Origin of the sequence: Cloacibacillus sp., assembly GCA_036655895.1 — a bacterium.
GTDB lineage: Bacteria > Synergistota > Synergistia > Synergistales > Synergistaceae > JAVVPF01.
In genome coordinates this window covers 1-12963 of the sequence record JAVVPF010000018.1, presented here as the reverse complement: position 1 = coordinate 12963, position 12963 = coordinate 1, and the positions used below count along the sequence as shown (strand labels likewise).

Genomic DNA, 12963 nt, shown 5'->3' with positions numbered 1-12963 from the left:
CGCGCCGAACTTTTTTCTCCGCAATTTTCCCTCGTCTTCATCTTTAACCGCTCAATATAGTTGACTCAATCAACTAACGGTGCTACCGTAATAAAAAATAAAACCGACCTGCAATGAAGGGGGTACTTATATGGCAAGCAAAGATCTGCATGAGCATATCGCGCTGCTTGAAGCAAACGGCATGTTGCTGCGAATCACAAGACCTATCAACAAAGACACGGAGCTGAACCCGCTCTGCCGTCTACAGTTTTTATCACTGCCGGAAAAGCAGCGCAGGGCCTTTCTCTTTGAGAACGTCGTGGATTCAAAGGGGCGGCATTACGATACTCCGGTGCTTATAGGGGCGATGGCTGCAAGCGAAAAGATGTACGAAATGGGCATCGACTGTAAGGCAAGCGAAGTGCTGAAAAAAATCGACGAGGCGATCAGCCGTCCGATCGAACCGCACGAGGTGACGGAAGCTCCCGTGCAGGAGGTGGTCGTCCGCGTCGATAAAGACGAAAACGCGCAGCACGGCTTTGACCTCTTCCCCATCCCGATAAGCACGCCTGGGTTCGACCCTGCGCCGTTTCTCACCTGCGCGCAGTGGGTAACAGAAGACCCTGCAACCGGCGAAAGAAACGTCGGCAACTACAGGGCGCACATCAAGTCTCCGACGCGCTGCGGGCTGAAAATACTCGGGCCGCAGCAGGATATTTTTATCCATATAAAGAGCGCTGTGGAGATGGGCGTAGACCTTCCGGTGGCTATCGTGATAGGAGGGCCGCCCGCTCTGAACTACGCGGCGACGCTGAAAGCTCCGCGCGGAATGGACGAGATAGGCGTCGCGGGCGCGATGATGGGAGAATCCATACCGGTAGTGAGGTGCAAAACGTCAAATTTGATGGTTCCGGCAAACGCTGAGATCGTCTTTGAAGGCGTCATCAAGATGGACGAGCTTGAGATAGAGGGGCCGTTCGGCGAATACCACGGCTATATGAACCCGAGCCATCACGACCTTTTCATGGAACTGAAATGCGTCACCTATCGAAAGGACGCGATATTTGAAACGCTGCTGAGCCAGGCGCCGCCTACGGAAAGCAGCGTGATGCTCGGCATAAACGCAAACGGCGTGCTGACGCGGCGGCTTGTAGGCGAAATGGGCATAAAGAGCGTCAAGGAAGTCTACTGCTACAACAAAGAATTCGGCGCGAAGGCTCTTACCGTCATTCAGTTCGACAATCCCGCAAACGACGAGGTGGTGCGCGCGATGATGGCCGCGGCCTCGGCCTACGCTCTTGGCAGCAAGATGATAGTCGCCGTTGACAGCGACATCGACCCTCGCAGCATTGAAAAGGTCCTTTGGGCGATAAGCGTGCGCTGCGAACCTGACGCCGACATGCAGATAATCCGCGGATTCAAAAAAGGGCCTCTCCCGCCGTTCGGCCCGCTTGACGAAGAGGGCAACTGCACCACGCTGAACGGAGACGCGCCGCAGTCTGTCGTGCTCATAGACGCGACGCTACGCGGACGCAAGTTCAGCCCAGTCTCGCTCCCGCGCAGGGAGTATATGGAACGCGCATGTGAGATATGGAAAGAGCTGGGGCTGCCGGAGCTGAACCTAAGTATGCCGTGGTACGGCTACGACCTTGGCGGATGGTCGCAAAAGCTCACCCGCCGCGCCGACATGGCGACAGCAGGAGACTATTTCGAGCTTGACGAATATTACCGGCGCACTCGCGTTCCGTTTACAGAATATTACACGCTGAAAAAACCGGCGCGGCAAAAGGGATAGCGGACATTCTATTTGGGGTCTTTGAGAGGCAGCGCTCCGTTCCATGTGCGAAGCGGCGCGCCGCCGACCTCTTCGTCTACGAGCGCGTAGGCGCGCGAAAGCGCCTCGCGCAGAGCGTCCGCCTCCGCCTCGGAAAAAAGATCCGCAAGGTGCGCGTCCCAGTCAAAGAATATCTGCTCCAGCCGTGCGGCCGTCTTTTTTCCTAAAGCTGTGATGTGCAGCGCGCTCTCGCGCATATCGCGTTGATTGCTCCCGCGCTCCGTCCAGGCGAGAGTCTCAAGCTGACGCACGATGCGCGTCGTATGCGCCTTGTCCACGTGCATGTGGCGCGTGAGATCGTTCAAAGTGCAGCCGTCGTTTGCTTCTATGTATTTGAGGTAGTAATAGACGCTTATATTAAGCCCCTCTTCTTTGAGGCGCTTTTCGCAGTAACGTTTGAAATTGCGTTGAAGCCGGCTTATCAGCACGGCAAGCGATTTATTTTCAATAGGCTCCATTATGGCGATCCTCCATATTTTCAGTATATCACAAACAAAACGGGGTGGTACAATGCGGATCATAGTAGGTATTTCAGGGGCAAGCGGCGCAATACTCGGCTGCAGCATACTTAAGGCGCTCAGGGCGCACAAGGAGGTGGAGACGCATCTTATCATCACCGATGCGGCAAAGCTGACGCTTTCCTGCGAAACCGCGCTCACGGCAGAAGACGCCGCGGCCTTAGCCGACTATTCCTATGACGTAAACGACATGGCGGCGCGGGTTGCAAGCGGCTCATTTGAAACTGACGGAATGATCATAGCGCCATGCAGCATGAAAACACTTTCTGGAATAGCTAACGGTTACGACGAAAATCTGCTCATACGCGCGGCGGACGCTACTCTCAAAGAGGGGCGCAAACTGGTGCTGGCGCCAAGAGAATCACCGCTTGCCCGCTCGCACCTTAGGAACATGCTGAGGGCCGCAGAAGACGGCGCGGTGATACTCCCGCCTATGCTTACCTTTTACCACGACGAACAGGACGTTAAACATCAAATCGACCATTTTACCGGAAAGGCGCTGATGCAGTTCTATCTGAAATTTGAAAATTTCCGCGCGTGGGACGGCCCGGAGGCGCGCGCGAAATGAACGCGGCGTGCGGCGAATGGCCAGTCAAGATCTTCACAAAAGCGGCGGGCGCCAGGTGCTGCCTCACAGCAGCGGCGCTCCTTTGCGGAAACGACCTGAACCTCTGTATATGCGGCGGAAGCGCTCCGCACATTGGAGCCGTCGCCTTTGCCGCGGCAGCCCCGGGACTCGGCGGCGCGGCCTCAGCCTGCGTCAGTTCAATCTGCGCAGCGGGACACCGCGACGACGAACTTGCGCGCTCTGCCGCACGCATGACGGCGGCCGCGCTGAACTGCCGCGTCACGGTAAGCGCCGGCGTCCACATAGACGACGCGTCGCCCAAAGAAATAGAAGAGATAACCATGGCCGCGTCGGAGCTCTGCCGCGACGTAATAGACTTTTTCATCCATAGCGCCGACGGCCCGCGGTAGTGAGCGGCTTTACGGCCGCACATCATCGCCGCCCATGCCCCGACGATTGACAGCTTTTGACGTTCTGAATAAAATACAAATGTAGGTCAAAAAGAGCGGAGCGTTGAAAATGTCGTTTGAAATAATTTACGGTTTACTGATAATCAAAACCGGAGCCATCGTAACGGTGGCTGTATCGGCGCTGTTGCTGCTTCTTGGCTATCACGTAAAAAGCAAGCTCGGCTTTTTAGTTAAATACTGCATCCCCGCGCCCGTCGTCGGCGGTTTTATCTTTATGTTTGCAACCTATTTCGGATATAAGACAGGAAGATTTTCTATTGATTTTGATACATATTTCCAAGCCCCGTTCATGCTGGCATTTTTTACAACGGTCGGCCTGGGCGCCAGCTTCAAACTCTTAAAAAAGGGCGGCGCGCTGCTTATCGTCTACTGGCTTGTCGCGGGCGCCGTCTCGATATGCCAAAACATCATAGGGGTCGTCGTTGGCAAACTAATTGGTCTGCCGGCTCCATACGCGCTGCTTTCCAGCGCCGTCTCAATGATCGGAGGCCACGGCGCGGCCGGGGTTTACGGCTCCACCTTTGTCGAAATGGGATACCCCTCCGCCTCGCTCGTTGGGATGGGAGCCGCCACCTTCGGCCTCATCAGCGCGGTGATCATAGGCGGCCCGGTGGGACAACGCCTGATAGTCAAGCATAACTTAAAGGCTGACGAAAACGAAGACTTTAATTCTGAGACGGGCTGCGCCGACGCGACGTCAGAAAAGCGCCTCTCCACAATCGACATCATGAAAAACGTTGCCGCAATACTGGTATGCATGGCAGCCGGCGTCCTCATTTCAGGCTGGATAGGAAACACGGTCGGCACGAGCTTTCCCTCGTACGTAGGCGCTATGTTTGCCGCCGTTGTCCTGCGCAACTTAAACGAAGGCATGCACCTCTACAAATTCGACTTCGTGCTTGTTGACGGCATCGGCTACGTCATGCTGTCGCTCTATTTGTCGATAGCCTTGATGACGCTGAAGCTGTGGGAACTGGAAGGGTTGGTCGGCGGAGTGCTGCCAGTCCTTGTCTGTCAGGTGCTCTTTATGATCGCGGCAAGTTATTTCATCGTATTCAGGGTACTTGGCTCGAACTACGACGCGGCGGTCATGTGCGCCGGCCTCTGCGGCCACGGGCTCGGCGCGACGCCTTCCGCGATAGTCAACATGACGGCCGTCAACGAAAGATATGGAATGAGCCGCCGCGCCATGATGATAGTCCCCATCGTGGGAGCGTTCCTCGTAGACATCATCTATCAGCCGCAGACCATCTGGTTCATCAAAACATTTGTGGAAGGCTTCAATAAATAAGCAAATAGTCGCGCAATAGAACGCTTTTGGTACCTCGCGCAAAATCCGCCAAGAATGGCTTGACATAAAGAGACGCCGCCTTATTTTATCGTAAGCGGCGTCCCTCTTTGAAAAACATAACTGCGATTGCGTCTTGAATGTTTTGAGATACGAAAAAGAGAGCGCCCTCACGGGGCTGTTATACGGCCTCGTGAGAGCACTCTATTATTTTGCGCTGGCAATCGCCGCGTCTATCTTCTCCTGATCGCAGTTTGCCTCGAAGAACACGTCAACATGTTCTTTCGGCATGGGTCGCGTCATAAGGGAGACCACGACCATCAGTATAAAAGACAAGAGCGTACCAGGCACAAATGAGTGCACAAGGCTGGACATACCTGTAATATACCAGATTATGGAGAGTATAGAGCCTCCGATTATTGCAGCAAAGCATCCCTGAGTGGTGACCCGTTTCCAGTAAATCCCCAGCAAGATTGGGGCCGTAAAAGCAGCGCCCATGACACCGGCCGACATCGTAGAGAGGGACCATACAAAATCAAGCGGATACAAGGATCCAACTCCAATGACAAGCAACACGATTCCTGTGACGACCCTGGAAAGTTTGACGGATTTTGTGGAATCCACCTGTTTTCCTGTGGCAATGGAACGATAGTCTTCATAGATATCCTTTGCAACCGCGGCGGATGAAGTCAACACAAGCGCCGCAACTGTGGAAAAGCCTGCGGCAAGAGCGCCGCACAGGAATATCCCTGCAGTAATCGAGCCGCCGAAATCTGCTGCCGCAGTAGGAGCTATTAAATCAATATTGACAAACCCCTTCCCTTTGTAGAGATACAGCGCGCCCATGCCAATGATCGCCGTGCACAGCCAGTATATGATTTGCCACGCTGTGGATATGCGCATTACGGCGCCTACGGTGCGGTTGTCTTTCAAAGCCAGGAATTTTGTAGTGAGCTGTGGCTGCCCAAACGCTATAAAGGCCCAAACTCCCGCGTAGCTGAAAATCGCGCTCCACGACAGCCCGCCAGTCATAGTGGCGTGATTCGGATGTTCATTCACCATATAGCTCACTATCGGGGTAATGCCGCCGGTGTGTATCAAGATGGCAATAGCCGTAACCACGACCGCCAGAGTGATGGTAAGCCCCTGGATTAGATCAACTGTGGCAGCGCCCCAGTAACCGCTGGTGATCAGATAGGCAAACGAGACTATGACAATGACGACGACGCTGATTTGATACGGGATCCCGGCGATTGAAGTCAACGCGTCTCCGATACCTTTGACGCATGACATAGCGTAGGGAATCATCATGAGCGCTATGATGATCGCACAAATCAACCTGATCTTGTTGGAACGGTAGCGCACTGCCAAAAACCCGGAAAGAGATACTACGTCCACCCGTTCGGAAATGGCCCGCATTTTTGGCGCAAACAAAACAAAAATCACAAACCCGGTAAGGAAAACATTTAAAAAACATTCCAGTGCGGAGTAACCCATCCCGTAAAGATAGTATAGCGGAGGGCCACCGATGATCGCCACCGTGCTGTAGTAGGCCGCGCAGTACGAAATGGCCGTTGCGACAGGCCCTACCGACCTTCCGCCTATCCAATAGTCGGAGCTTGTTTTCACTTTCCGGCTCATATACATGCCCACACAGATAAGAACCACCATATAACTAATTGCCATTCCAATTTGTAACCAACTAATTTTCATAGACAACCTCTCCTTCCTATTCTGATGCCTGTCTTTTGCTATACTTTCTTCTGTTTGTCATTGAAAGAATAGTAGTAATCGGACTGTTTCTTCCACCAGCTGGAGTGGAGCATGATTTCAATGGCGATCGGCACTCCGATTGCGCCAAGAACGTAAACAGCAGTGATAGACCAAGGAATTCCAAAAGGTCCCATTATGAATCCTCCTTTCTTGATATTTTAGTTTTCTGCGTGAGCTGCGTTACAGCCTTGGGCAGTGTACGTAACGCCGTTTTCTCTCAGCTTCAGACGAAGCGGCTGAGGTGTAATCACACCTCAGCCGCAAAGTTCAAATCAAAAAAATGTGGGACCGGAAACGTCCGTAGAGACTGCCTCAAGTGCGCGTTCTATAAGCTTTCTTCTCATTATTTCCTGCTCGTCCTTAGGCAGCGTCACGTCACTGCACGGATTCGTGATCGCGACCCCCGGAACGATTCGGTTGCTTCCTGTGACCTTCGCAACAGGCGTCATGTTTGTTATATGAGCGGTGGGGATACCTGCTTTTTCCAGCTCTTTTACCATCGTTGCACCGCAACGCGTGCAGCTTCCTCAGGTGGATACGTAAATTGCCGCACTGACCTGTTTACTTTTGAGATCTTCCGCCATCTCCTTGCCCATCCGACGAGCATCCTTCAAAGCGGTCAAATTGCCGGTAGTGCTGTACAAGAAAGGTGCAAGCGCTCCAAAAGCGCCCTCTTTAAGTAATTCTTTGACGGTTTTTAATGGCACCAGCGCTTCGGGATCGGCGTTGACGAAATCTGTGCTGAAGCCTCCGTGAACACTATAAAATTCGCCAGGCAAAAATGCGTCCAGCTCATCAGTGGGGTAAAGCTTCCAAATAGAGGCTGTGCCCGAAGGCATGCGATCGGGATTTCCAACAGGCACGAGCCCCCCGCTGTTAATTAGAGCGATTTTGCACGTCTGTAGGTCGGCCACGGCCTGAGCGGGCTGCACCACGTCGTGGACCTCTATTTTGTATTCTGTCGTATATGGTTTTTCGGCTAATTTGGCAAGCAGCATATCTACTGCACGCTCGGAGGCCGTTTTTTCCACAAAAACCTCCCTGCGGATCCCGCGTCCAAAGTAGCCCTCGGCCTCCGCCCAGAGGATATCTTCACCTGCTGCCAGCTTATTGGCTAGTTTAGCGATCGCCTCGACGTCTGCGCGCATTTTTGCGGCGCTTTTATGTCCTTTGACGATGTAGATATTCGGATTTTCACGATAAGCGTCAACGCCGGGACTTTCTTCGTTCATGCTTGTAACAGCCGGTACGTTGTAATGCTCGCTGACAAACTTGCACAACTCGCCGCAGCTCATGCCATAGCGTCCAGACTGAAAAGCTGGGCCTGCCAGGAACAGATCAAAGCTTTTATCATCCAGGAATTTTTGGATCATGGCGATCGCTTCATCACGGTTGCTGTTCATAAAGTTATCGCCGCAGGCTACGGTGTGAGTAATAGTTACATTCGTCAAAGCAGCTTGCAACGCTATCCCTGGACCTACAGGGCCATCCAGAATGACCGGTTCAAAATCTGCCTGCCCTTCGCCGCCAACGCCGGCAAAGAACTGATTGATAAATAAAATTGCTTGTCTCATCAATAGCTCCTCCTAAAGTATCTCTTAGTATTCTTTGACTGTCTTGGTCAGGAAGCCCGTCGTATTACCGCCGTCCGCTATCATGTACATATTGACTATCAACGAGCCGTCCGGCCTCAGACTTGGTCCGTACTCACTATGCACGGGCCAGGAGCCATAGAAATAGTCCCTGACTGTGGACTGGATATCTCCAATGACAAGATCCATTGCAGGCAATTCATAAATTGCGCCAGTGTCTCCTCCTGAAACAATTGCGTTTCCGCGGAGATCCTGCATCATTTTACCGCCGTGCTCCGCCATGATCCCTACGGTCTTGATGCCGCGGTCTTCCAATTCCGCCAACTGATAGAAGAAATCGACATCCGCGTTGCTGCCGCCCACCCATTCGCTGACAACCGCAGCGTCAAGTTTTAGAGCAGAAGCAAGCTGACCGCTTGCGTTTTTAACGCGAAGCTTCATGTTGTTCGATACGTCCGTGGGGTACAGCACTACGCCAATAAAATTGATAGTTTTGCCGTGCTCCTTATACAGATGTTTGAGAGTCGGATCATTTTGAAAACCGTAAGCTGCGGTCGTTTGACCCATCAGACCGAATTGAGCGGCGCGCGCGCCGTCGAGCACTTCATTGGGATGCATAAAGACAGATAACATGTTATGGCTGTCGGCGCCATAGATCATGTCGTTACAGTTATTGGCGTACTGATTATAGACGCTCATGAGATAGCCGACGCGTGGGAGGCCTTTTTTTTCAGCTTCAGCAGCCCCAGGCTCCAGTGCGTAGCATTCCCAGTCCTCTGGCTCCTGTCCCTCCAGCGCTCTTGCGACATATTCCGCCAAAAGATGAGCTGCCAGCCGTTGGTCAGTTTCTACGCGTATGGAAAGATCCAGGTCTTTTTCATTGGCTCGTTCCGCGTACACCACCAAATTGATCAACTGGGCATAGATGCTGTGTTTGGCCGCCGGTCCAGACATATCTATCATGCCGTCTACCATGTTTCCGTACTTGCCGCAGCAAATGACGCTCATGCCCTTTAGCGCATAAAGCACACCGTCTCCGGCGCTTTCCATGGGACCGGTGTAGCCTGGGAAGACGGCGCGGCCATCAGGACGATAGCGCGGCTCCACCGCCGCTTTTGCCGGAACCAAACGAGCGCTGTCTCCTGGTCTGACTACATAAAGTTCGATGTTGGTCAGTTTGCCCTCAGGGTTTAAGTAAGCAATTGCTTCCTTCTTGTTAACCGTGAGCACTCCATTTTTAAATGCAGTTTCTTCGCCAAAAAAGATGTCCCTTACGTGAAAATTACCAATCTCCAGCTTTTTCATAGACTCGCTCCTCTTTCTTGCGCTAAAGGTCAATATTTCAGTCGCAATATCGTTGAAATATTCGTCGAATATTTTGCTATAATTTCATTGAAAAATTTCAATGAAATTATTCTATTACTATTTTCATTAAATGTAAATAGGCTACCGTGGCCGTAGACTCCTTTAAAGAAACCTACTGCTACAGCTCCAAACTTAGGGCGTACGCTTAATTATTGCAATTTACTTACAATAACATTGCGTGTATTTCTATTAACATATATAATATTTAAAATGTTATCTTACTGGTGGTTCTAATATTGATTTACAACGAGGTGAACTTGTAAATGACGACTCGAAAAGAGCAGGCTGCGCTCACGCGAAAAAAAATTATACAGGTCGCAGAGGACCTGATCAGGGAAAAAGGTCATGACGCGATCCGTATTTCGGACATAGTCCACGCGTGCCAGATGTCCTCTGGAAATTTTTACTACTATTTTGGGTCGCTAAAGGAATTATTTGAGGAAATAGATAACATTAAATTTTACGAATCGTTTCATTCACTGCACCCACATGGCAGCGGAACTGTGCTCTCACGCATAGATTCTTATTTTTCTGATTGGATCGATTTAACTCTTTCTTACTATGGTTCCAAATATATGTATCATTGGACAAGGCATTACACGCTTACGCCAATGACCGCTCCAACCCAAAATCGTATCAATTTGATTGCCAAGCATCTTACGCAGATTTTGAATGAAGGGATATCGGAAGGGGAATTGCTAACAAACACTCCTGTGGAGAAATTTTCATACAGCATGGCGTTTGCTATCTTTGGCTGTTCCGCATACTTTGGGATCACGGGTGACGAGTCCTTTATTCGCAAATGGAGAGAGTATTTTAGTGAAACTTACGTTAAGAGCGCTCTTGCTCCATATATAACAAATCATAAGGATAAATGCCGTTGAGGGGCTGTTCAGAGAAAGAGCTCGCACCGGGGCGTAGGCTTGAACCACAAAGAGCGTGAACACGGATATCGCGTTCACGCTCTTTTAATCCAAGAAAATTATGGTGCCGGAGGGGGGGGTCGAACCCCCACGAGGGGTTATCCTCGGCGGATTTTGAGTCCGCTGCGTCTGCCATTCCGCCACTCCGGCATAGTGGCTATTTTATAACATGATGCCCAATGCCGCAATAAGAAAATTATCCGGCGGCAAAAATGTAATGAAATCGCAATAGTCCCGTAAAAACTCTGCATAAATAAACGGCGCGAATGCGGCAAAGAGTTTGCTGATGTAATATAATTACATTAATAAATCATAAACGCAGGAGGATTTGCTGTGAAGACCATCACTCTGACTCATTATGCAGTAAAGGATATAGAACCGACGCCGTGGAACGAGACGTGGGACAACCTTATGAAATTCGCGGCGCGCATGGCGCCCAAGATGATCCCGCTTGGCTTCAAGCTCAAACTGCGCAAGATGATCATGGACGACCTGACTGAAGATAATCTCATGATGGGCAACATGGTGACGATAGAATGCGCGGATGGCGATACCCCGGAAACTCCGATCGAAAACGTCCTCATGCTCGAACTGGACTACACCCCGTGTCCCGAATGCAAAACGCCGTCGGGACAGGAATTTCCATGCCGCACATTTACGAGCTTCGGCGGAGAGATATGCCAGACGCTGCCCGAAGAATTTTTCATGGAGGCTGTGCTGCGCACGGCTTTTAAATCACAGCATGAATGTTCATGCCACTGCGGAGACTGCGACAGCTGCGCGAGCGGCTGCGGCGACGAAGAGGCCGGCGAACGCAAAGAAGGAGATAAATAGATGGCGCACATCAATGTGATAACAAAGGGCGGCGACAAGGGCACTACCTCTCTGGCAAACGGCGAGCGCGTCGCAAAGGACGACCCGCGCGTAGAACTTTACGGTACGCTGGACGAATGCCAGGCGGCGCTGGGGCTTGCGCGCGCGATGTGCGATGATGAGGCGGCGGCCCGCGACCTGTTGTTCCTGGAGGACTACCTCTTCGGCGCGATGGCCTATTTTGCGAAATGCGATTACGACGAGCCAGACGCGGCTATCCTCGAAAACATGGCGGCCCGCATCTCGGAGGATCTGCCGGAGGGCGGCATGAGCTTCGTACGCCCCGGCGACTCCCGCTGCGGCGCGGCGCTGCACATGGCGCGCACAATAGCAAGGCGCGCTGAAAGAATCGCGGTCCCGCTGTACAGAGACGGCCGCATCGACGAAAAGGGCTTCAAATTTTTGAACAGGCTTTCCGACGTCATCTATCTGCTTTCGCTTAAAATCGACGCGCTGGCAAAAAAGGAGCGGTAACCTTCCCATCACCCTCTGTGCGGCGGCGAAAGCCGTGCTTTGCGCGCCTTTTGCCGCCGCGCCGCACGGGCGCGTCAGAGTTTTTTTGCGCGTCGGCTGCCGACCTCCATGCGCATTGACATCGCGCGTCGGCTGTGTTTTACTGTATCACATTAATTTTAATATTGAATTGCCGCCGGGTAAGCGTCCGATCCCATTCCATTAGGCCTTAGAAGGAATGACGATTTGGGCGTTTTGTTTTTTGCGCGAGCCGCTTACGACAGTTCTGCGGCGGTTTTACATGGAGGCTTGTTTTATGCGGGCGTCGGATTGTTTGAAAGACTTTGCAAAATATACATCGCTCAATGTAGCCGGAATGATAGCCCTTTCCTGCTATATTTTGGCAGACACCTATTTCGTCTCAAAAGGGCTTGGGGCGAACGGGCTCGCCGCGCTCAACCTTGCGCTGCCAGTCTACAGCTTTATAAACGGCGCTGGGCTTATGGTAGGCATCGGGGGCGGCACTAAATTTTCCATTTTTAAAAGCCAAAATGAAGACGCCGCGGCGGACCGCACCTTCACAAACGCCGTCATGCTTGCCTGTTCGCTGGGGTTTTTCTTTTTTGCGGCAGGGACGTTGTTTTCTGGCAAAATCGCGGCAGCGCTTGGCGCCGGCGGGAACGTTTTTCAGATGAGCATGATCTATCTGCGAGTGCTGCTTTTATTTGCACCTATGTTTTTGCTGAACAACGTACTTCTATGTTTTGTAAGGAACGACGGCAGCCCTCAAATGGCTATGGCCGCGATGATCACCGGAAGCCTCTCAAATGTCATGCTTGATTATATTTTTATTTTTCCTCTGCAAATGGGGATTTTTGGCGCGGCTTTCGCGACGGGGCTGGCTCCTATCATCAGCATGGGCGTACTTGCGCCATTTTTTCTAAAGAAAAGAAATTCTTTCAAACTTGTAAAGTGCAAAATAATGCGAAAAACCGTCACAAACATCTTTTCATCGGGACTGCCGTCGCTCGTCACAGAACTGTCCGCGGGCATCGTAATGATAATATTCAACACTCTCGTGTTGAGACTGCTGGGGAACATCGGCGTCGCCGCTTACGGGGTAATTGCCAACCTGTCATTGATTGTGACGGCCATCTATACGGGAGTAGCTCAGGGCATCCAGCCGCTGATGAGCGCCAGTCACGGCGCCGGACGTCGTTCAAGCGTACAGGCGCTCTTATCCTATGCGCTGATAACTACGTTCGTCATATCTGGGGCCATCTACTTATGCGTATTTTTATACGCTTCACAGATTGCAGCCCTGTTC

13 protein-coding genes and 1 tRNA gene are annotated in these 12963 nt (G+C 51.8%); 8 read left to right on the top strand and 6 right to left on the bottom strand.

Annotation, left to right across the window (positions count from 1 at the left end; translation table 11 throughout):
- The first annotated feature begins 130 nt into the window (after nucleotides 1-130).
- Entirely contained in the window at nucleotides 131-1774 is a 1644-nt protein-coding gene (locus tag RRY12_07160; GenBank protein ID MEG2184440.1) for a UbiD family decarboxylase, read from the top strand.
- A gap of 8 nt (nucleotides 1775-1782) precedes the next feature.
- On the opposite strand, the gene RRY12_07155 is transcribed toward RRY12_07160, so the two are convergent.
- Nucleotides 1783-2271: a MarR family transcriptional regulator gene (locus tag RRY12_07155; protein MEG2184439.1), complete on the bottom strand. Its 489-nt coding sequence runs from the start codon at nucleotides 2269-2271 to the stop codon at nucleotides 1783-1785.
- 52 nt (nucleotides 2272-2323) lie between these two features.
- Here RRY12_07155 and RRY12_07150 point away from each other — a divergent pair, with 52 nt between their 5' ends.
- The 3 genes from RRY12_07150 to gltS all read left to right on the top strand — a co-directional run bounded on the left by RRY12_07150 (nucleotide 2324) and on the right by gltS (nucleotide 4660).
- Nucleotides 2324-2899 (top strand): UbiX family flavin prenyltransferase, encoded by a 576-nt coding sequence (locus RRY12_07150; GenBank protein ID MEG2184438.1) that lies wholly within the window; start codon nucleotides 2324-2326, stop codon nucleotides 2897-2899.
- Entirely contained in the window at nucleotides 2896-3309 is a 414-nt protein-coding gene (locus RRY12_07145; GenBank protein MEG2184437.1) for a hypothetical protein, read from the top strand. Before RRY12_07150 ends, RRY12_07145 begins: the two co-directional genes overlap by 4 nt.
- A gap of 109 nt (nucleotides 3310-3418) precedes the next feature.
- Nucleotides 3419-4660 carry a sodium/glutamate symporter gene (gene gltS, locus RRY12_07140; GenBank protein MEG2184436.1) on the top strand — a complete coding sequence of 414 codons (1242 nt, stop codon included), beginning with the start codon at nucleotides 3419-3421 and terminating at the stop codon, nucleotides 4658-4660.
- Nucleotides 4661-4864: 204 nt separating this feature from the next.
- Here gltS and RRY12_07135 read toward each other — a convergent pair whose 3' ends face one another.
- From RRY12_07135 to RRY12_07120, 4 genes are all read right to left on the bottom strand, one after another.
- A complete protein-coding gene (locus tag RRY12_07135) occupies nucleotides 4865-6298 on the bottom strand; it encodes a hypothetical protein (protein ID MEG2184435.1) in 1434 nt (477 codons plus the stop codon).
- 110 nt (nucleotides 6299-6408) lie between these two features.
- A complete protein-coding gene (locus tag RRY12_07130; protein ID MEG2184434.1) occupies nucleotides 6409-6564 on the bottom strand; it encodes a hypothetical protein in 156 nt (51 codons plus the stop codon).
- Between the two features lie 138 nt (nucleotides 6565-6702).
- Nucleotides 6703-8004: a glycine/betaine/sarcosine/D-proline family reductase selenoprotein B gene (locus RRY12_07125; protein ID MEG2184433.1), complete on the bottom strand. Its 1302-nt coding sequence runs from the start codon at nucleotides 8002-8004 to the stop codon at nucleotides 6703-6705.
- A gap of 24 nt (nucleotides 8005-8028) precedes the next feature.
- Nucleotides 8029-9327 (bottom strand): glycine/sarcosine/betaine reductase component B subunit, encoded by a 1299-nt coding sequence (locus RRY12_07120; protein MEG2184432.1) that lies wholly within the window; start codon nucleotides 9325-9327, stop codon nucleotides 8029-8031.
- A 323-nt stretch (nucleotides 9328-9650) separates the two neighbouring features.
- Between RRY12_07120 and RRY12_07115 the strand changes: the two genes are divergently transcribed.
- Entirely contained in the window at nucleotides 9651-10271 is a 621-nt protein-coding gene (locus RRY12_07115) for a TetR/AcrR family transcriptional regulator (protein ID MEG2184431.1), read from the top strand.
- A gap of 101 nt (nucleotides 10272-10372) precedes the next feature.
- On the opposite strand, the gene RRY12_07110 is transcribed toward RRY12_07115, so the two are convergent.
- Nucleotides 10373-10460: transfer RNA gene (locus RRY12_07110), tRNA-Leu, on the bottom strand.
- Nucleotides 10461-10643: 183 nt separating this feature from the next.
- Here RRY12_07110 and RRY12_07105 point away from each other — a divergent pair.
- The 3 genes from RRY12_07105 to RRY12_07095 form a co-directional block, all read left to right on the top strand.
- The gene (locus RRY12_07105; protein MEG2184430.1) at nucleotides 10644-11144 is read left to right on the top strand and encodes a DUF2703 domain-containing protein; all 501 of its coding nucleotides are present in this window, start codon (nucleotides 10644-10646) and stop codon (nucleotides 11142-11144) included.
- On the top strand, nucleotides 11145-11657 hold the full coding sequence (locus RRY12_07100) for a cob(I)yrinic acid a,c-diamide adenosyltransferase (protein ID MEG2184429.1): 513 nt from the start codon (nucleotides 11145-11147) through the stop codon (nucleotides 11655-11657).
- A 313-nt stretch (nucleotides 11658-11970) separates the two neighbouring features.
- Nucleotides 11971-12963: MATE family efflux transporter (locus tag RRY12_07095; GenBank protein MEG2184428.1), on the top strand; the 993-nt coding region annotated here is incomplete at its 3' end.